Here is a 19,832-nt window from a genome sequence, read left to right as displayed (position 1 = left end):
GCCCCCCGCCTCGACCGGGAACGCCGAGGCGCGCGCTAGCTACCATGTGTGGCAGACGCCGTCGAGAGGGTGCGATGCGCGCGCATGACGAGAGCGCTTGTCAGCGCCGCGATGTCAGGAGATTACGTAGGGAGATTGCGTAGGAGGATGGCGCGGAGCGCGGGGAGATCGCGTAGGAGGATGGAGCGGAGCGCGCATTGGCGCGCTCCTTCACCGATTGTCGCGTTCAGCCCTGTTCAGTTGCGCTCGGTCGCGTTGTTCAGCCTCCGGTCCGAACCGGAGAGCCGCTGATCCGACCCGGAGTCGGCGTTGGGGCTGGCGTGCGAGGTGAGGAGCTCCGCCACGAGGTCCCGGCATTCCGGCTTGTTGCGGAGGTGGCTGAGGAGCAGGTTCGAGGCCTCGCTGAACGACTTCTCGTAGGCGAGCCCCTCGCGCGTGCGCGCCGCGACGCGCTCGCGCCCCTGCGCGAGGTCCTCCTCGAGCGCCTCGGCGTAGCGGGCGAGCTGGGCGCGGAGCTCGTCGATCTGGCGGCGCAGGTCGCGCGCGTTCGCCTCGCGCGCGTTCTTCTTGTGCTCGTAGCGCCCGAGCTGCTCGCGCTTCGCCTGCGCGGTCGCGCCGGCGGCGCCCGCGCGCTCGTAGACGAGCGGATCGTGGTTGCCCTGGCGCGCCGCCGCGTCGGCGAGCTGGCGGGCGGACAGCGCGAGCTTCTCGGCGGCGGCGAGCTCGACGCGGACCTTCTCGACGTCCTCGCCGTCGGCCATCGCCTCGCGCATCACGCGCGACTCCTCGTGCGCGAGCTCCTCGACCTTGCGGCCGATCTCGGCGCGCAGCGCGCGGCCGCGGCGCTCGAGCGCCTCGAGCTTGCGGGTGAGGCTCGCGACCTCGCCCTCGAGCTTGTTGGCGCGCGCGGCGAGGTCCCAGGCCTGCGCGAGGCCGTTCTGGACCTCCTGCGGCACCTGCCCGGACGGGTAGGCGCGGGAGACCATGCGCGAGAACAGGGCCGCCCGGCTCGCCCACTCGATGACGCCGGCGCTCTGCGGCGGCGGCGGGGGCGGGGGCACCGGGACGCCGTCGCCGCCCTCGACCTCCCACGCGTGGGCCGGGAGCCCGCGCTGGAGCGCCTTCAGCTCCTCCTGGAGGTGGTGGGCGTCGCGGTAGCGCTTGCGGATGTCCTTCTCGAGCAGGCGCAGGACGATCGCCTCGCCCTGCGCGTGCGCGTCGGGGCGGATCGAGCGGGGGCGCGGCGGCGCGTGGGTCCGCTGCATCTCCAGCAGCGTGTCGCGATCGTTCGCGCGGAAGGGGAGCTGCCCGGTGAGCATCTCGAAGAAGAGCACGCCGAGCGCGTAGAGGTCCGACTGCGCCGTCGCCTCCTCGCCGCGGGCCTGCTCGGGCGACATGTACTCGGGCGTCCCGAACACCGCGCCCTTCGGGGCGAGGCGCGGGTCGCGCGCGATGGCGGCGAGGCCGAAGTCGAGGATCTTGACGAAGTCCTTCCGGCCGCCGCGGTGGGTGAGCAGGATGTTGTCGCTCTTCAGATCGCGGTGCACGACGCCGAGGTCGTGGGCGCGCGCGAGCGCGGCGCACATCTGCTCGAGGATGTCCACCGACCGCGCGATCGGCATCGGGCCGCGCGCGAGCTCCGCCGAGAGCGGCGTGCCGACGAGGTACTCCATGACGAGGTAGAGCTCGCCCTCCTCGGTCTCGCCGATGTCGTGGATATCGATGATATGGGCGTGATCAACGCGGTTTGCGGCGCGCGCCTCGCGCAGCATCCACGCGCGGAGATGGGTCTCTCCGCGGAGATCGGGCCGGATGAGCTTCAGGGCGACGACCCGGTCGATCAGCACGTGACGGGCGCGGTAAACGACGCCCATGCCGCCTTCGCCAAGCCGTGCCTCGAGCCGGTACCGGCCGGCCACGACCTTACCGATCAACGGATCGGTGCTCGAAGCCTTGGGACCTGCCGGTCGCTGAATCGCGCGCTCCATGGTGCCTTCGTTTCTCCTCAGCGCTCCCCGGAGAGCCGTTCGCGTCTCTCAGGGGCCTTATTGCGCTGTGCGGTGAGTCGGATCGCTCGCTGAACGTATCCGGTTTGAAACAGCCGGTCTACGGGGCCGCGGTCGGGTGCGGAGGAATCTGGAGCGCGCTCCGCGTGGAGGTGGGGTGGGAGACCGGCGCCGATTGCGCGCTGGTTCAAGCCTCCGCTGTCCGCGGAGCGGGGCGCGCCTCCGCGGTCCGCGGGGCCGAGCCGCCGCCCGAGGACGGCCGTGCAGGCGGGGGCGCATCGCCTTGCGGGCGGGCGCTCCCCGGGCGAGGATCGAGGGGCAGGCGACAGACGAAGCGCGCCCCGGCGGGCGCGCCGCAGCGCAGATCTCCAGCGCGGCCGTCCGCGGGGGCGAGGGCGAGCGTGCCGCCGTGCCGCCGGACGATGTCCGTCGAGATGGAGAGCCCGAGGCCGGTCCCGTGCCCTCGCGGCTTCGTGGTGAAGAACGGATCGAAGATGCGCTGCGCGAGGTCGGGCGGCACGCCGGGGCCGCTGTCGGAGATCGCGACGGCCGCCATGTCCTCGTCGATCCAGGTCTCGACGCAGATCACCGGCGCGCCGGGCGGGCCCTCCGCCGCGCCGCCGGCGCCCTCCGCCGCCTCCGCCCCGACCGGCGCCGGCGGCGCGGCGCTCGCCTCCTCCAGCGCCTGGATGGCGTTGACGAGGAGGTTCATGAAGACCTGGTTGATCTCTCCGCTCCGGCAGGTGACGGGCGGCAGGTCGCCGTAGCGCCGGACCACCTCGATGCGCGCCTGGCGGAGCCGCGGGCCGAGCAGGAGCAGCGTCTCCTCGAGCCCGGCGTGCAGATCGACGGGCAGCGGCTCGCCGGAGACGCGCGAGAAGCTCTTCAGGTTGGCGACGATGCGGACGCTGCGCTCGACCGCGCGGTGGACGAGGGTGGAGATGCCGACGAGGTCCTCGAGCGCCGCCTCGGTCTGGAGCTGCTCGCGCAGCGCCTCGAGGGCGCGGCGGCGGTCGTCCGGGAGCTCGCGCTCGGCGGCGCGGTAGGCGTCGAGTACGGCGCGGAGCTCCGCGGCGAGCTCCTCGATCGGCTGGGCGGCGCCGGCGATGGCGTTCAGGGGGTTATAGATCTCGTGCGCGACGCCGGCGACGAGCTCGCCGATGGAGGCGAGCCGCTCGCCCTGGATGAGCGCGGCCTGCGTCCGCTTCAGCTCGGAGAGGGCGCGCGTGAGCTCCGCGGTGCGCGCGGCGACGTTCTCCTCGAGGCCGGCGCGCTCGCCCTCGAGCTCGTCGATCGTCCGGGACAGCGCCTGCCGCATGCGCTCGACGCTCTCGCCGAGGCCAACGACCTCCTTCGGCCCGGACAGCCGCGGCACGGCGGCGCCGAGCTCGCCGCGCGCGACCTCGTCGGCGGCGCGGGCGAGCTGCGCCATCGGCCGCGAGAGCTCGCGCGCCGCCCGCGCGACGACGCCGAGGGCGGCGAGCACGAGGAGGGAGAACGAGGCGAAGAGCGCGGTGATGGCGTTGAAGTCCTCGTTGAACGACGAGCCGGTCGCGAGCGCGCGGTAGAGGCCGATGGAGGAGAAGAGCGAGAGGAGCCCGGTGAACAGGAGCGGCAGCCCGAAGTCGCGCAGCATGCGCCGCCGGAGGGGCGTCGGGGGCGCGCCGCCGCGCTCGGGCGCGCCGGTCCACGCGCGCAGGAGGTCGACGGCCCGCGCGACGGAGTCTCTGTGCCACGCGCGCTGGTAGAACGAGACGCCGAAGGCGAAGAGCGCGCCGAAGCCGAGCTGCATGAGCGCGTCGGCGGCGCTGAAGGGGGCGCCGGGGCGGAAGGTGGCGCCGGGGCGGACATAGGCGATGCCGATCGCGGTGCACCCGAGCCAGAGCGCGAAGTTCAGGGAGGCGAGGACGTCGGGGAGCCGCTCGGCGCGGGCGAGGCCGCGGGCGAGCAGGGCGCGGTCGCCGGACGGGCCGGCCCGGAGGGCGGCGACGATCGCGTGCGTGGCGGGGCGCACGGCGAAGGTGAAGCCGAGGGTGCCGGAGAGCGCGAGGAGGGGGACGACCTCGAACCACGCCTGGAACACGACCTGGCTCTGGGTGCGGAGGAACGCGACGCAGAAGAGCAGCATGACGTGGCCGCCGACGATGCCGGCGGCCGTGGCCGACTCGGCGAGGCGCGGCCGGAGCGCCGCGGCGAGGGCGCGCGCCGAGGCGGCCTCGGAGGCGCCGCCGTCGGCCGCGTCGGCGCGGAGCAGGCTGCGGTGGATGGCGAGGCGCATGCCGCCGGCCATGACGCCGAAGGCGACGGCCGTGACCAGGAGGCCGAGCCACGACGGCGGCGTCGCATGGCCGATCCCGAGCGGGCCGGGCCACGAGGGCGGCCCCGCGGGGGGGCCGCGGAGGGCGAGCGGCGAGACGGCGAGGGGCCACGAGAGGGTGCGGATCGCCGCGGCGATGGCGAAGCCGCGGTCGCCGCGGCGGACGAGCGCGCCCGAGAGCGCGGCCGAGAGGGCCATCGAGGCGAGCAGGAGGATCGCCGGCCAGGGCGTGGTGAGGGCCGCGGGGACGACGGCGGAGAGGAACAGGAGGGCCGAGAACAGCTCCCAGCCGGTCGCGACGAGCTCGGCGCGGGCGCGCGGGGTGAGCGGCGCGCGGAGCTTGGGGGGCGGCGGGGTGCTCACGGGGCCGGCGGCATGGAAGCCCAGGGCGCGCGGCTTCGCAACGGCGGCCGGCGGCGCGGGCGCGGCGCCGGCGGAGGATCGTGCGCTGGCGCTTGACGGAACACGGATGACGGAAGGCGAGGAACGACGGCCGACGCTCTTGGCCCCCGGGCTACTCCCAGTACAGCGTCGCCCGCCCGATCGCCGTGAACGGCCACCCCGGCGAGTAGTGGATCCCCGTGACCGCGGCCGGCTCGTACGGCAGCCGCGAGTCGCTCGCGAACTGGACCTCGCGCCACGTCGCGTCGAACAGGTTCTGGATGTCCACGGCCGCCTCGACGTTCCTCCACCGGAGCCCCGCGTTCGCGTCGACCACCGTGAACCCCTCGGCGGTGAGCGACTCGTCCTCGGTCGCGGGCCGCGCGCCGATCGCCTTCACCCGGAGCGCCGCGAACGGCGTGAAGGCGCCGAACGCCCTGCGCACGCCGATGCCCGCGGTCAGCGTCCGGGTCGGCGCGAGCGCGACCGCGCTCCCGTTGCCGGCGTTCGCGCGGAAGCGCGCGCGGGTGAAGGTCGCGTCCACGTCGGCGAAGAGCCAGCTCCCGAGCCGGTAGCGCGCGCCCATCTCGATCCCATAACGCCGCGTCTCCCCCGACGCCTCGGTCACGCCGGCGTCGCCGCTCCAGACCAGCTCGGAGTCGAGGTCGAGCAGGAACCCGGCCGCGCTGAGCGAGAGGCCGCGCACGGGCGCGACCCTCGCGCCGACCTCGTAGCCCTTCGCCGGGGTGATCAGCGTCGCCGCCCCCTGGCCCAGCACCGCGCCCCGGGCGTCGTTCGAGTGGAAGCCGCGCCCGTAGTGGGCGAAGAGATCGAGCCCGACGGCCGGCGAGACGATCGCCGAGAGCTTCGGGAGCAGCTGCATCTGCCCCCGCGCGCCGCTCGACCGGTTCCCCGTCCCCTCGAGGTCCTCGCGCAGGTCGTCCACGTTGACGTCGATCCACTGCCCGCGCACGCCGAGCACGAGGCGGAGCCAGCGCCGGAGCCGGGCGTCCTGCTCGACGTACACGCCGATCTGGCCCTCGTCGACGTGGGTCCGATCCCGCTCCTCGAGCCGCTCGCGCGCCTCGTCGTGGTGGAGCGACTTGTCGATCGCGTCGGCGCGGATCTGCGCGCCGAGCGAGGTCGTGAACCTCGCCCCGCGGTGCTCGATCTGCTTGCGGAACCGGAAGTCGGCGCCCAGCACCGTGCGGTCGTCGTTCTGCTCGATCTGATCGCCGTGGACCGGATCCTCGGCGAAGAACGTGAAATTCGAGTACAGCGTGAAGCGATAGCGGAGGAAGTAAGCCATCGCGCTCAGGTCGGCGTCCCGCCACGCGGTCGAGGCGGAGACCGACGCCATGTGCCGCGCGGTCGACCCGCCCTCGGTCGGATCGACGGCGCCGAAGTGATCGATGCACGGCTGCCCGAAGGCGGAGGGCGGCGGGTTCAGACCGCCCTGCTCCCCCTCGCCGCACACGGCGCGCGCCGGGATCTGGCCGGAGCCGTACCAGGTCGAGCCGTAGGACATCCACGTCGCCTGGACCTTGCCGGTGCTGCCGAGGTCGCGCGTCGCCCTCAGGAAGACGTTGAAGCGCTTGAGCCGCTCCGGGCTCTGGAACGGCCCGTCGTTCCGGTAGACCTCCGCCGCGGCCACCGCGCGCCATTCGTCGCCGAGCTCCGGCGAGGCGATCACGAGGCCGCGCAGGATGCCGTACTGCCCCACGCTGAGCTGCGCGGTGCTCTCGTCGAGCTTCTCGGCGAAGCGGAGGTTGACGGCGCCCGCCGTGCCGAAATCGCCGATGTTCGCGTAATAGGGCCCCTTGTAGCCGTCGAGCCCGATCACGAGCTCCGGGATCATGAAGTAGAGGTCGGTGAAGCCGTGCCCGTGGCCGTGGCTGACCAGGTTGACGGGCACCCCGTCGACGAAGAACGCGACGTCGGTCCCGTGGTCGGCGTCGAAGCCGCGCAGGAAGTACTGGTTCGCCTTGCCGCCGCCGGCGTGCTGCACGGCGAAGAGCCCGGGGACCGACTCGAGGATGTCGCCCGGCCGGAGCCGCGGCCTGAGCTCGAGCTCGCGGTGCCCGACCGAGACGCGCGAGGCGGCCTCGCTGCCCGGCTTCTCCGCGTGCACCGTGACCTCGATGGGCTCTTCCTGGGCGCGCGCTGGCGGCGCGGCGAACAGCGAGATCGCCAGCGCGGCGATCCGATGGAGTCGATGACGGTGTCCGTGGCCCTTCGTGACGTTCTCGCGCAGCATTCATGTCCTCCTTCGCGCAATCGCGCGGAGCGGCGCCGGGCCGCTCGCATCGAGCTCCGGGAGGAGGAAAAGGTCGCCCACGGCGCGATGCCCTGGACCGACCTCTCGCCCCCGCGGGCGACCGAAAGGCAACGCGGGGGGCGGCTCGGGATCCGGGACGTGCGCAGGGCTGCACCGGCTCGGACCTCACCGCCTCCCTCGAGGCTCCCAGGTCGAACCGGCGTCGGATGTGTCCCCGTCGCCGGGCGCGGGCAGGTCTTCGGGCTCGCGAGCGCTCCGGCCGCGCCGGCTTCCTACTGTCCACCGCTTCCCAGCCCTCATCGGGCCAGTGCGTGGGGTGGAGGTCGTTCTCGCTTACCGCTGCGGGGCAGCCCCGGAATCTCACCGGGTTCCCTATTCAGCCTGAGCGAGCGCCCAGGCACCAGCGCGGCGCGCACCCTAGGAGGATGCACCTCCGGCTGTCAATCGCTCCCGCTCACCTCGCCCGCTCCGCGCGCGTCCCTCGCCATGCGCCCGCCTCGCGCGCGCCACCTGAACGAGAGCGCTCGCCGCGCGACGTCCGCGCGCCGGCCGAACGTTCGGGCTCTGGCGAGGATGGGCTCGCTCCTCCGTGGGTCGCGTGCTACACGGCCGCCGCCGTATATGCCGCGTAACGACCTCCGCAACATCGCCATCGTCGCCCACGTCGACCACGGGAAGACCACGCTCGTCGATCACATGCTCCGCCAGGCGGGCGCCTTCCGAGAGAACGAGGTCGTGGCCGAGCGCGTCATGGACTCGAACGATCTCGAGCGGGAGCGCGGCATCACCATCCTCGCGAAGAACACGAGCATCCGGTACCGCGGGGTCAAGATCAACATCGTCGACACGCCCGGCCACTCCGACTTCGGCGGCGAGGTCGAGCGCACCCTGATGATGGCCGACGGGGCGCTGCTCCTCGTCGACGCCGCCGAGGGCCCGCTGCCGCAGACGCGGTTCGTGCTCTCGAAGTGCCTCCAGCGCGGCTTCCCGGTCATCGTGGTCATCAACAAGATCGACCGGAGCGACGCGCGCGCCCACGAGGTGCTCTCCGAGGTGTTCGACCTCTTCTGCGATCTCGAGGCGAGCGACGGGCAGATGGACTTCGCGACGCTCTACGCGATCGGGAAGCTCGGCCAGGCGAAGCGCGAGCTCGAGCACGAAGCCAAGGACCTGGAGCCGCTCTTCGAGACCATCCTCGAGCGGGTGCCCGGCCCCTCCGGCGACCCCGACGGGCCGCTCCAGGTCATCGTCTGCAACACGACCCACGACGACTACGTGGGCCGGCTCGCGGTCGGCCGCGTGGTCCGGGGCACCGCCCGGTCCGGCGCCGACGTCGCGCTCCTCGGCGAGGGCGGGCAGTCGCGCGGCTACGTGAAGATGCTCTACGCCTACGAGGGGCTGAAGCGGGTCGCGGTCGAGAGCGCCGCCGCGGGCGAGGTGGTCGCCATCGCGGGGCTCGACTCGGTCACCATCGGCGACACGATCGCGGACCCGGCGACCCCCGAGTCGCTGCCGCGGATCGTGGTCGAGGAGCCGACGATCAAGATGAAGATCGGCGTCAACACGTCGACCTTCGCCGGCAAGAGCAAGCAGTCGAAGTTCCTGACGAGCCGTCACCTGAAGGAGCGGCTCGAGCGCGAGGCGATGAAGAACCTCGCGATCCGGGTGGAGCCGACCGAGGTGCCCGACACGTTCGTGGTGCTCGGCCGCGGCGAGCTCCAGCTCGCGATCCTCGTGGAGACGATGCGGCGCGAGGGCTACGAGATGCAGCTCTCGAACCCCGAGGTCGTGACGCGCGAGATCAACAGCGAGGTGATGGAGCCGGTCGAGCTCGTGGTCGTGGACGTGCCCGACACCTACGTCGGCGTGGTGACCGAGCGCCTCAGCACCCGGCGCGGCCGGATGGTGAAGATGACGAACCCCGGCTTCGGGCGCGCCCGCCTCGAGTTCCGGGTGCCGTCGCGCGGGCTCATCGGCTTCCGGGGCGAGTTCCTGACGGCGACGCGCGGGACGGGCCTGCTCAACACGATGTTCGACGGCTGGGCGCCCTGGGGCGGCCCGATGATGCGCCGCCCGACCGGCGCCATCGTCGCCGATCGCGCCGGCGTGGCGACCCCGTACGCGCTGCACCACCTCCAGCCGCGCGGGACGTTCTTCATCGTCCCCGGCGTCGAGGTCTACGAGGGGATGATCGTCGGCGAGCACAACCGGCCGAACGACACCGACGTCAACGTGATCAAGGAGAAGAAGCTGTCGAACGTGCGCAACCACGGCAAGGACGAGAACGTCCTCCTGGCCAGCCCGCGGCTGCTCACGATCGAGACGGCGATGGAGTGGATCGACGGCGACGAGCTCGTCGAGGTCACGCCCGACGCGGTGCGCGTCCGCAAGAAGGTGCTCGCGTGCAACCGCCGGGAGCGCCGCGAGGACGCGATCGAGCAGGCGCAGGCCGTGGAGTGAGCGGCGGGGGGCGCCCGGCGAGCGCGCGCCCGGCGAGCGCGCGCCCGGCGAGCGCCCCCCGCCCCTGCCCGCGCCGGTGTGGACCGGTGTAGACTCCCCGGCATGAGAACGACGCTGCTTCCGGCGCTCCTCGCTTCGCTCGTCGCCCTCGCGGGGGCGAGCGCCTGCGGCGGGAGCGTCGTGGTCGACGGCTCCCCGGGGGGCGACGACGGCTCCGGGGGCGCCGGCGCCAGCGCGACGTCGAGCGGGCGCGCGAGCGTCGGCGCGGGCCCGCAGTCGGCGAGCTCCAGCGCAGCGGGCTCGGGCGGCGGAGCGCGGGCCTCGTGCGATTTCTTCTGCGCCCTGTTCGACGGCACCGCCTGCCCGGACCCCGGCTGTCGCGACGCCTGCGCCGAGCTGCTCTCGGTGCCGCGCCCTTGCAACGACCTGACCGCGCCGTTCTTCGACTGCATGGGCGGGATCGTCCAGATCCCGTCGGTCACGCGCTGCGAGCAGATCTCGGCGTGGCTCGATCCGCTGTTCGCGTGCATGGCCTCCAGCGACCCGGCGTGCGACGCCGACTTCGTCCAGGTGGACTGCGCCCCGTTTTACGAAGATCAGCGGGCCTGTCAGCTCAGCCAGGGCCGGTAACGGCGGGCGACGTCACCGGCCCTGGCGCGGCCGCGCGCCCGGCCGGAGGGCGCCTCGCAGCGGCCCGAGGGCGTCGGTGACGAACGCGACGAGCGCCTTCACGCGCGGCACCGCGCGCGTGTCGCGGTGCACCCCGAGCCACAGCGTGCGCTCGGGCGGCGGCGACGGCGGCGAGAGCAGGCGCAGGCCCGACGTCGCGTCGCCCAGGTAGCGCGGCAGGCACACGAGCCCGACCCCGGCGGCCCCCATCGTCGCCTGGGCCTCGCGGCCGTTCGTGCGGGCGGCGACGCGGGCCTTCGCGGCGACGGCGCGCAGCCACGCGAGGTCGGCGACCGCCGGCGGCTCGTCGCTCATCGTGACGAGGGCGTGGCCCTCGCACTGCCGGTCGAAGTCCGGCAGGCCGCGCTCGGCAAGGTAGGCCTCCGACGCGTAGAGGCCGAACCCGATGCGCGCGACCTCGCGCTGGAAGACCTCGCGGTGCTCGAACGCGGCGGGGCGAAAGGCGATGTCCGCCTCCCGCCGCGGGAGGCTCAGCCAGCGCGCATCCGCGACGAGCTCGACGGAGATGCCGGGGTGACGCGCGAGGAACGGGGCGAGCAGCGGCCCGAGGACGCGGGCCGCGAGCCACTCGGACGCGGTGACGCGGAGGTGGCCGGTCAGGCCGGCGTCGCGTCCGGCGGCGGCGCGCTCGGCGGCGAGCGCGCCCTGCTCCATGCGCTCGGCGTGGCCGAGCACGCTCTCGCCCGCGGCCGAGAGCGCGAACCCCGACGGCGAGCGCCGGAAGAGCTTCGCCCCGAGGCGCCGCTCGAACGCTTCGATGCGCCGCCCCACGGTCGGCTGGGTGACCTTCAGCGCGCGCGCGGCGGCCGAGAGGTTGCCGTGCCGGGCGACGGCGAGGAAATAGCGCAGATCGTCCCAGTCGAGCATGGTCTTCGCGCGGGGCGCTGCTGCGCGAGAGCGCCCCGCGCCATGCACAGATGCATGGCGAGTATACGGCGATGGCGGATGTGCGGGCAACGGCGGAGGGTGCATGCTCTCTCCACGCATTCGCGCGCTCGTCTCTGGCGCAGCGCTCGCGCTCTCTCTGCGTGAGCTCTTTTGCGTGTTGCGTGACGCCGCGCGCGTCTCGCGCGTCCGCGCGCCTCGCACGTCCGCGCGGTCTCACCCATTTCATGTCGGATGACCCGATCGAGGCCACCATGCATTCGAGTCGTCGTACGTTTCTCCACCGCGTGGCCGGGACGGCCGCGACAGGCCTCCTGGGCTCGGCCCCGCTGGCCGTGACCGCCTCGTGCGCCGCGGAGCGCGGGCCGGCGCCGCCGCGGCCGGCGGCGGGCCGGAAGATCAAGGCCCTCGCCTTCGACGCCTTTCCGATCTTCGATCCGCGGCCGATCGCCGCGCTGGCGGAGGAGCTCTGTCCGGGCAAGGGCGCCTTGCTGAGCGAGGCCTGGCGCACCCGTCAATTCGAGTACACGTGGCTCCGGGTCGCGGCCCGCGAGTACGCCGATTTCTGGCAGGTGACGGCGGACGCGCTGGCGTTCGCCGAGCGGGCGCTGCGGCTCGATCTCGGCGAGGCGAGGCGGGCGCGGCTCCTCGGGGCGTACCTCGAGCTCGAGGCGTGGCCGGACGCGCTCCCCGCGCTCGCATCGCTGAGGCGCGCGGGCCTCCGGCTCTCGTTCCTGTCCAACTTCACGCCGAGGATGCTCGGCGCCGCGATCGAGCGCTCCGGCCTGGGAGGCCTGTTCGATCGCGTGCTCAGCACCGACCTGGCGAGGACCTACAAGCCGGATCCGCGCGCGTACCGGATGGCGCTCGACGCGCTCGGCCTCGAGCGCGAGGAGATCCTGTTCGTCCCGTTCGCCGGCTGGGACGCCGCGGGCGCCCGCTGGTTCGGCTATCCAACGTTCTGGGTCAACCGCCTGAGCCTGCCGGCCGAGGAGCTGGGCGTGAGCGCCGACGCCGCGGGAGCGAGCCTGAACGATCTGGTCGAGTTCGTCACGGCGGGGGCGTGACCGCCGCCGAGCGCCATCGCGGAGGGGCGTGGCCCGCAGCGCGGCTCAGGCGATCTCCAGCCGCCGCGAGGCGCGGATGCCGACCTGGCGCATCTCCTCGATGATCGGCGCCATCCTCTGAAGCGACCTCGCCGTCCGCTCTGGCCCGGCGAGCTCGGGGCTGCCCGTGCCATAGGGCGGCTCCGGTGCGTATTCCATCTCCAGCTCGCACTCCCTGGCGACCTCGTCGCCGCACAGGCGCCCGATCAGGCGCAGCGCCAGATCGAATCCGCCGGACACCGGCCCTGAGGTGAGCCGATTCCGGTCTTCCACCACGTTCCCCTTGGTGGGGATCGCGCCGTAGTAGGCGAGCTGGTCGTGCAGGTGAAAGTTCGTGGTGGCCCGGTAGCCCTTGAGCAGGCCCGCGGCGCCCAGCATCAGGGCGCCCGCGCAGACGCCGGACAACCACGCCGCGCGGCCGCCGTATTCTGCGAGGAACGCGAGCGATTCTTTGTCCTCCATGACGTGGGGCGGAAGCGCCGGAACATGGAGGACGTCGAGCGCCTTCGGGCATTCGCCGAAGGTGGTCGTGGCCCGCGTCGTGAAGCGCGGGACGCCCGCGATCTCGTCCCTGTTCTTCCAGACGAGGTGGAGGTCCACGTTGGGCAGGACGCCGAACACCGTCTGAAGACCGATGTTGTCGGGCAGGAAGAAGCCGGGGCAGACGAAGAGCGCCACCTGGAGCTTGCGCTCTACGGGGAGGCTCAGGGGCAAGGTGAACGAGGCATCGTCATGAACGCTCATCGAGGAATCCTTTCTGTTCTGGTCTCGCGCCAGGGCGCGAGGAGGGCGCGCGCTTCGGCGAGCGGTGCGCGTGAGCATGCGCCCCGCGCGGGATGGCAGAGGGACAGAGCGCCTGCATTTTCTGCCACGCGCCGCGCCGCGAGCCGGGCCCGCGGCGCGGCGCCCTCGGCTCCGGCCTCGGCGGAGGCCTGGCAGGAAATGCGGGCGCTTTGTCGTTGCGGTCGGGTGCGCAGCGGGTACCGTCGCCGCGTGAAGCGGCCCCGCCCCTCGAAGCGCGCTCCGCGGGGCTCGCCGAGCCCGAGCCCGCATGCGCCGACGCGCAGGATCGTGGTCGTGGCCTACGACGGCGCGGGCGCCATCGACGTGATGGGACCCGTCGATGTCTTCGCCTTGGCCTCGGCGTGCGCCGCCTCGAGGTGCCCTGGCGCGCCCCCGGCGTACGCCGTCGAGATCGCCGGGGTGTCGGGCGGCGTGATCCGGACGCTCTCCGGGGCGCAGATCGTCGCCCACAGGGCGCTCGAGGACGTGGCCCGCGGCGCCGATACGGTGCTGGTCGCGGGGGGCGATCCCCGCGAGGCGATGCGAGACGCCGGGCTGCTCAACTGGCTGCGCGCGGCGACGCCCGAGGTGCGGCGCATGGGCGCCGTCTGCACGGGCGCCTTCATCCTCGCCGCCGCTGGGCTGCTCGCGGGGCACCGCGCCGCCACGCACTGGCGCGAGGCGGCCGCGCTCGCGCGCCAGTTTCCCGCCGTCGAGGTCGATCCCGACGCGATCTTCGTGCGGTCCGGGAAGATCTACACCTCTGCGGGCACGACAGCGAGCATCGATCTCGCGCTCTCGCTGGTGGAGGAGGATCTCGGGTACGACGTGGCGCTCGAGGTGGCGCGCGGCATGGTGGTGTTCCTCAAGCGCCCTGGCGGACAGTCGCAGTTCAGCTGCCCGCTCCGCGCGCAGGAGGCCGCCGCGGGGCCGCTCGGGCGCGTGATCGCGTGGGCCCTGCGGCACCTCGACGCCGACCTGCGCGTCGAGGTGCTGGCCGAGAGGGCCGGGATGAGCCCCCGCAATTTCGCGCGGACCTTCACGAGGACGCTGCAGACGACGCCCGCGAAGTTCGTCGAGGCGGCGCGGCTGGAGCAGGCGCGCTCCTGCCTGGAGGGGGGGCGAGCGTCGATCAAGCAGCTCGCGCGCGACTGCGGCTTCGGCACGGACGAGCGGATGCGGCGCGCATTCCAGCGCACGCTCCAGGTCACGCCGGAGGAGTACCGGCGGCGCTTCGGGCGATCGTGAGCCGACGCCGCGGGGAGCGGCGGACTCGAGCGCAGGAGGCGTGGCCGGGCTCCGACCTGCGCAGCAGCCTCGACGGAGGCTGTCATGCACTCCCGTGGAGGTACGCCGGCCGCGGCGGTGGCGAGGAGGATCGATTTCTCCGATACCGATGGATCAACATAGTTCTTAACAATTCATTGGAGAATAGGAGTGGCCGGGGGACAGCGGATCTGTAAGCTGCGCGGAGCGCCTCCTCCTTCTGGGCCTTGCCTGGCGAGGCGCGAGCGAAAGGAACTCACGATGATGAGGATGGTTCGACGGGCTCTGGCCTCCGTGATTTTGCTTTCCGGCGTGGGTCTCTGGGTGTGCGCCGCCGGCGCGCCTGCGGCGGCGGCCACGGAGGCCCCCGCCGCAGAAGAGGCGCAGCCCGCGGCATGTTGGGAGTGCGTCAAGGACAGCGATTGCGACGCCAGGTGCGACGGCCCGGGCACCGGGGTTTGCCGGTGGTCCGGCTGTACGCGCTGCCTCTGTACCCAGTAGCCGATCCCCGCGACTGGCCGCACACGCGGTCAGACGTCTGGCCGTCGGTGGTCTCTCTTGCCCGAAGGAATACCTCGCCGGGCCGCGCCTCGCCCCGGAGGCGCACCCGATGCCATTCGAGGTGTTCGCGCGCTCGTTCCTCAATCCGGACGGACGCCGCCGCGCGGACCCTACCGGGCGCGCTCGTGCTCGCGCGCGAGCGCCCGGAAGCCCTCGTCCACGAGCTCGAGGAGATCCTCCGTCGCGCCGCGCGCGAGCCACGCATCGATCGCGCACTGCATGATGGCGATCGCGCAGCTCGCCAGCACCCGCGGCGCGAGGTCGCGCTGCGGATCCAGGCCCATGCGCGCGGCCAGCGGCTCGCAGATGGCCTCCGCGCAATGGCCGAGCCGCTCGCTCTGCCTCGCGCGGATGGCCGGCGTCTTCGCGACGAACTGCTGGACCGCGACGAAGCGCGGCACGTTCCCCTCGTAGAGCCGGCCGACGGTATCCCGGATCGCGTTGCGCGTCGCGACGACCGGCGCCTCGCTCCGAGGGCGCGCGCGGATCGACGCGCACGCCACCTCGATGAGCTGGTCCATCCAGGCGATGAGCAGGTCTTCCTTCGACTCGAAGTAGCGGAAGAACGTCCTCCGCGAGATCTCGACCGCTCCGAGCACCTCGTCGAGCGTCGTCTGCTCGTACCCATGTTTCAGGAAGAGGTCGATCGCGGTCTCGATGATCTGCGCGCGCGTCCGCTCCTTCTTGCGCTCTCGGAGCCCCGGGGCCTGGCCCTCCGCCATGGCGCCAGCCTACCACACGCAGGATCGGGGTGCCTCTCCTTGACAAATGCTACTCAGTAGCACATTCTTCCTCCTGTCGCGGCTCCCCGCCGACCTCCAGCGATTTCGCGCGATTTCGGGCGAGGGAGCGCGCCTTCACGGGTACGGAGTCCATCCATCGCCGCCGCTTTGAGCGGCGCCGCGGCCTCCGCGCGACCGTCGCGCGCATGGGCCGTCGCGCGCGGGGCGCATCGCCGGAGGCCGCTTTGCTGCGGCCAACGACCTTTCCGTACGCGCGCCGGTCGGCTCGGGCGATCGGCGCGTCCACGGTCGTTGTCCGCCGAAGAGCGCGCGGGGAGGCGGCCCTCACAGGAGCAACGATGAACACCACGGAACACGACAAGGTCGCGCTCATCACGGGCGCAAGCCACGGTATCGGCCTCGAGCTCACGCGCCGCCTGCTGTCGGAAAGCTTTCAGGTCGTCGCGCTGAACCGCTCGGGGTTCCCCGAGGGCGATCCGCTGCTCCGGGAGAGCCTCGAGCGCCGGAGGCTCCGTGTCCACACGGCAGATCTGTCCGATTTCGAGAGCCTCAGGCGCGCGCTCGGCGCGATCAAGGCGAGCGAGGAGAGGATCGATGTGCTGTTCAACAACGCCGGCGGCAGCGTCCCGGAGCTGACCTTCTCCAGGCAAGGTCGCGAGCTGCACTTCGAGCTCCAGACGGTGGCGCCGTACGTCATCGCGATGGAGCTCAGGGAGCTGCTGCGGAGGGGGGCCTTGAAGACGGTCGTGAACACCTCCTCGAACGCGTTCGACATGACGAGGCGCTTCGACCCCGACGCCCTGGAGCGCCCGGCGTCGTTCAAGCAGCTCTTCGGCCCATACGCGACGTCCAAGCTCGCGCTCTCCCTCTGGACGCGTGAGGTGGCGCCGCTGCTCGAGGAGGACGGGATCAAGATCCGGAGCGTGGATCCAGGGGCCAACAACACGCTGAGGAAGGGGAAGCGGTCGGGGCTGCCGTTCTTCGTGAAGACGCTGATGAGGCTCTTCTTCCCGCCGCCGACCCAGGGCGCCTCGCGGCTGTACGAGGGGGCGTTCGGCGCGCACCGGGAGCGCTCGGGCGTCTACTTGAGAAAGGACCGCGCGATGGATCTCCCGTTCCTGGAGCATGGTCCGAGGGTGCTGGAGAAGGTGCGCTCCATCCACGAGCGGGAGTTCGCCGCCAGCTGATGCGCCCGCTTCGTCAGGGGGCGGCGACCTGCGCTCCGGCCGCCAGGCCGCCCTCGAACCCGCGCGCGCTTCCGCGAGCGCCTCGCTCCCGCGCGGGCTCGCAGCGCTCACGTGGACGGGTTGGCCACGCGGCCCACGAACAGGATCGTGCGGGCGTCGTTGTCCCGGATGAAGAAGACGAACGGTCGATCGAAGCGGATGGCCGCGGTCTCGGGCGCGCTCTCGTCGAGCGCCACCGCCGTCGCCGCCGCGGCCTCCGTGCCGGCCTCGTTCACGTCGACGAACGCCTTGTGGACCACGGCGCTGATGGACAGGTTTCGCGTCCCGTCGATCCCCGAGAAATCCGCGTTGGAGAACGGGGCGGTCATCCCCAGCTCCTTGAGGGGCGGGATGAGATCGAACCGCGACTCCACCCTGAACTTCGGCAACGTGATGGTGACGTTCCGCGTCTCTCGGAAGACGAGGAGGGTGCTGAGCGCCGAGAAATCGAAGCCCGCCTCGAACTCGCCGAGGTCCGATGGCAGCACGAGCACCATCGACAGGCGGTCTTCCTGGTACGGCACCTCGACCGCCTGGTACCCGTCGTCCTCGTGATACCGCATGTGCGCCGTGTTGGTCATCATCGGCACGGACGCCTTGGAGCCGTCCGCCAGCGTGAAGTCGCCCGGCGCCGTCGCGTCCTCGTCAAAGGGGAACTTCCACGCCGCGTTGAAATAGATCGCGTTCGTCAACACGAGCCGCGTGGTGCTCTGGACGTCGTTCGCCTGTAGAAGGTCCTTGATCCGGTCCTCGGTGCGCTCGGCCACCCAGTCATTGATGATCTCCCGCGACGCCTCGGCCGCCCCCGCGAAATCGAGGAGGGTCATCCCCGCCCCGTAGTGCTCCGCGAGCACGTCGAGGAACGAGGGCAGGAACGGATGGCCTATCTGACCCCAGAGCGCATTGGCGATGTTGAGCTGGAACTTGCCGCGGCCCGCCCCGCTCGACCCCTCGCCGCGGCTCTCGAGCACCCCGTTGAGGACGTTGAACGTCGGGTGCAGCCGCTCCTGGGACAGCGTCGTGAAGTGCAGCGTGCTCGCCATCTGCTCTTCCGTCTCGGTGCGCGCTCCCGCGTACGTCATCGCCAGCGCGCTCGAGATGCTGTACGGCGAGTAGAAGAGGTTGCCCGGCTGGGCGCCGAGCTCGTGATAGAGGTCGAGCGCGAACCTCGTGTTGCCGTCGGCGAGGTCGTCGCGCTCGACGTCCGAGACCTGAGGGTCGTGGATCCGCTCTTTGTCGGAGGCGGCGACGCACGGCGGTGCGCCTCGGTCGCTGCACGCTGACTGTGGCTCCGGTTCGGTTCTGTCGGAGACGCAGCCGGCGAAGATCAGGGACAGTGGGAGGAGGGCTGAAAGGACCTGGAGCTTGCGCATGCGACCCGGCAGAGCAGGTGTTGTGCCAGGGCGGCGCGAGGAGCGCCGCGGCCCGTGACACCGACTCCCCGCCGACCCAGGGCACCCGTGGATGGCGCAGCTCCGCTGGCCAGCAGCGCAGCGGAGCGGCGGGCGCGATCGATGAGGCAGAGTTGGCCCACTGTGGCGCAGCTCCCGCGCTGCTCCACGCGGAGGGCGCGGGCGACGCGCTCCCCCTCGGCGCGGCGCCACGCCGGCCCGGCCGTGGAGGCGCGCCCCGTGCTCCGGGCAGCCGCGGGAGAGGACGCGGAGCTCGCGGTCTCCATGGTGGCGGCCGTGGAGATCGGGCGGGGCGATGTGCCGGCGGGCCGCGGGATTTCCCTCTCCCCGCCGCCGCCGTCGTAACGTTTTGCTGTACCTAGCTGGCTCGTGCGCTGGCTGCGCGCTGCTCGGCCGAAACGACAAAAGCCACGCTCGCCTGGCGGCTCAGAGCTTGGGTATGGTCCGCGCTCGAGGGATCACGCCGATGCGCAAGAATCTGATTTCGATTGGGCTGCTCACCTGCCTGCTCTGGTCGTGCGACTCGTCAACGTCGGGTCCCGACGATCCTGCAGCGGACGGCGCCGCCGGCGGCACCACGAGCACGGCTCAGACGGGAGGAACATCCGCGAGCACCGCGAGCGCTGGCGGCAACGCGGCGGGCAGCGGTGGTCAGACGAACGAGGGCGGAGGCAGCGCAATGGCCGACGCGACCTCCGCAGGCGTGGGCGGCGACGGCGGCGCGGGCGGCGCCGGCGGTGGCGGCCCGCCGGACGGCGACCGCAACAAACTGGCAGACAGGTACAAGAACTACTTCCCGATCGGGGCAGCGGTGGATTCGCAGTCGTACATGACGCACGCCTCGCTGCTGAAGACGCACTTCGATGGAGGATGGCGCGTACCGCACGGGCAACCTCGCAGATGGACAGCGGAGCCGCTGGTACGAGATCATCGGCGAGAGCTATATCGCGGAGGCCTTCAAGTCCGCGCACGCCGCCGATCCGGACGCCAAGCTGTTCTACAACGACTTCTACAACTACCTCCCCGCCAAGCAGCAGGGCATCTACAAGATGCTCAAAGGGTTGCTCGAGCAGGGCGTGCCGGTCCACGGCGTCGGGCTGCAGGCTCACCTCAACATCGAGCCCTCGACGGTGACCACGAACCAGGCCTATTACCAGCACGTGGCCAACATGGAAGAGGCCATCGAGCTGCATTCGTCGCTCGGCCTGGAGGTGCAGGTCACCGAGCTCGACATCTCGCTGTACATCCCCGGCGTGACGTACAACCCGAGCACGTTCTACACGACCGCGACCTTCACCGACGCGCTGAAGGCCAAGCAAGCCGCGCGCTACGGGGAGTTCTTCGAGCTGTTCCGGAAGTACCGGTCCGTCATCACGGGCGTCACCTTCTGGGGCATCGCGGACGACAACACCTGGCTGTCCGAGTTCAGCTCGGGGCGCAAGGACTTCCCCCTGCTCTTCGACGTCGACCACGACCCGAAGCCGGCCTACGACGCCGTGGTGGATTTCTGAGCCGCCGCGAGGGCGCGGGGCAGCTCAGCCCGCGCGAAGCCCTCCGAGGTCGACCCACACATCGACGCTCGCGGCCAGCCCGCGAGCTCGTGCCTTCGCCGCGCACCGCCGTGGCATCCGGCGCGGGCGCGCTCTGCGCTGCCGACCTGCTAGGCTGCGCGCATGCGGAGCATCGCCGGGCGCGCCGCGGGCGTGGACGCAGCGGGA

The 19,832-nt window shown here is 72.2% G+C and carries 13 protein-coding genes and 1 riboswitch; of the genes, 6 read left to right on the top strand and 7 right to left on the bottom strand.

The features are described 5' to 3' along the window. Positions 1–236: 236 nt before the first annotated feature. The 3 genes from NQZ70_RS07005 to NQZ70_RS06995 all read right to left on the bottom strand — a co-directional run bounded on the left by NQZ70_RS07005 (position 237) and on the right by NQZ70_RS06995 (position 6,961). Positions 237–1,934, bottom strand: a complete 1,698-nt coding sequence (locus NQZ70_RS07005) for a serine/threonine-protein kinase (protein ID WP_165373825.1) — start codon at positions 1,932–1,934, stop codon at positions 237–239. Positions 1,935–2,193: 259 nt separating this feature from the next. Then, entirely contained in the window at positions 2,194–4,686 is a 2,493-nt protein-coding gene (locus NQZ70_RS07000; protein ID WP_272828019.1) for a sensor histidine kinase, read from the bottom strand. 151 nt (positions 4,687–4,837) lie between these two features. Then, the gene (locus NQZ70_RS06995) at positions 4,838–6,961 is read right to left on the bottom strand and encodes a TonB-dependent receptor (RefSeq protein WP_129573521.1); all 2,124 of its coding nucleotides are present in this window, start codon (positions 6,959–6,961) and stop codon (positions 4,838–4,840) included. A gap of 247 nt (positions 6,962–7,208) precedes the next feature. Beyond that, positions 7,209–7,387: riboswitch (cobalamin riboswitch) on the bottom strand. A 168-nt stretch (positions 7,388–7,555) separates the two neighbouring features. Between NQZ70_RS06995 and typA the strand changes: the two genes are divergently transcribed. Both typA and NQZ70_RS06985 read left to right on the top strand, forming a co-directional pair. Next, complete coding sequence (gene typA / locus NQZ70_RS06990) at positions 7,556–9,442, top strand: translational GTPase TypA (protein ID WP_129573520.1); 1,887 nt, start codon at positions 7,556–7,558, stop codon at positions 9,440–9,442. 102 nt (positions 9,443–9,544) lie between these two features. After that, on the top strand, positions 9,545–10,072 hold the full coding sequence (locus NQZ70_RS06985) for a hypothetical protein (protein WP_129573519.1): 528 nt from the start codon (positions 9,545–9,547) through the stop codon (positions 10,070–10,072). Between the two features lie 12 nt (positions 10,073–10,084). Here the strand turns inward: NQZ70_RS06985 and NQZ70_RS06980 are convergent, their stop codons facing one another. After that, complete coding sequence (locus tag NQZ70_RS06980; protein WP_129573518.1) at positions 10,085–10,999, bottom strand: LysR family transcriptional regulator; 915 nt, start codon at positions 10,997–10,999, stop codon at positions 10,085–10,087. A gap of 272 nt (positions 11,000–11,271) precedes the next feature. Here NQZ70_RS06980 and NQZ70_RS06975 point away from each other — a divergent pair, with 272 nt between their 5' ends. Further along, entirely contained in the window at positions 11,272–12,084 is an 813-nt protein-coding gene (locus NQZ70_RS06975) for a haloacid dehalogenase type II (RefSeq protein ID WP_237245109.1), read from the top strand. Positions 12,085–12,129: 45 nt separating this feature from the next. Here NQZ70_RS06975 and NQZ70_RS06970 read toward each other — a convergent pair whose 3' ends face one another. Further along, a complete protein-coding gene (locus NQZ70_RS06970; protein WP_237245108.1) occupies positions 12,130–12,867 on the bottom strand; it encodes a DJ-1/PfpI family protein in 738 nt (245 codons plus the stop codon). Positions 12,868–13,194: 327 nt separating this feature from the next. On the opposite strand from NQZ70_RS06970, the gene NQZ70_RS06965 reads away from it, so the two are divergent. Beyond that, positions 13,195–14,154 carry a GlxA family transcriptional regulator gene (locus NQZ70_RS06965; RefSeq protein WP_129581197.1) on the top strand — a complete coding sequence of 320 codons (960 nt, stop codon included), beginning with the start codon at positions 13,195–13,197 and terminating at the stop codon, positions 14,152–14,154. A 689-nt stretch (positions 14,155–14,843) separates the two neighbouring features. Here NQZ70_RS06965 and NQZ70_RS06960 read toward each other — a convergent pair. After that, the gene (locus tag NQZ70_RS06960; RefSeq protein ID WP_129573516.1) at positions 14,844–15,455 is read right to left on the bottom strand and encodes a TetR family transcriptional regulator; all 612 of its coding nucleotides are present in this window, start codon (positions 15,453–15,455) and stop codon (positions 14,844–14,846) included. A 359-nt stretch (positions 15,456–15,814) separates the two neighbouring features. Here NQZ70_RS06960 and NQZ70_RS06955 point away from each other — a divergent pair, with 359 nt between their 5' ends. Beyond that, positions 15,815–16,663, top strand: a complete 849-nt coding sequence (locus tag NQZ70_RS06955; RefSeq protein ID WP_129573515.1) for an SDR family NAD(P)-dependent oxidoreductase — start codon at positions 15,815–15,817, stop codon at positions 16,661–16,663. Positions 16,664–16,770: 107 nt separating this feature from the next. Here NQZ70_RS06955 and NQZ70_RS06950 read toward each other — a convergent pair whose 3' ends face one another. Next, positions 16,771–18,075: a serpin family protein gene (locus NQZ70_RS06950; RefSeq protein ID WP_129573514.1), complete on the bottom strand. Its 1,305-nt coding sequence runs from the start codon at positions 18,073–18,075 to the stop codon at positions 16,771–16,773. A gap of 902 nt (positions 18,076–18,977) precedes the next feature. Between NQZ70_RS06950 and NQZ70_RS06945 the strand changes: the two genes are divergently transcribed. Then, positions 18,978–19,625 carry an endo-1,4-beta-xylanase gene (locus tag NQZ70_RS06945; protein WP_129573513.1) on the top strand — a complete coding sequence of 216 codons (648 nt, stop codon included), beginning with the start codon at positions 18,978–18,980 and terminating at the stop codon, positions 19,623–19,625. Positions 19,626–19,832 lie beyond the last annotated feature (207 nt).

It is taken from the genome of Sorangium sp. So ce836, from assembly GCF_028553905.1.
Classification (GTDB): Bacteria; Myxococcota_A; Polyangia; order Polyangiales; family Polyangiaceae; genus Sorangium; species Sorangium cellulosum_D.
Note: the sequence above shows the minus strand (reverse complement) of the source record. Positions and strands in the feature narration are given on the sequence as shown.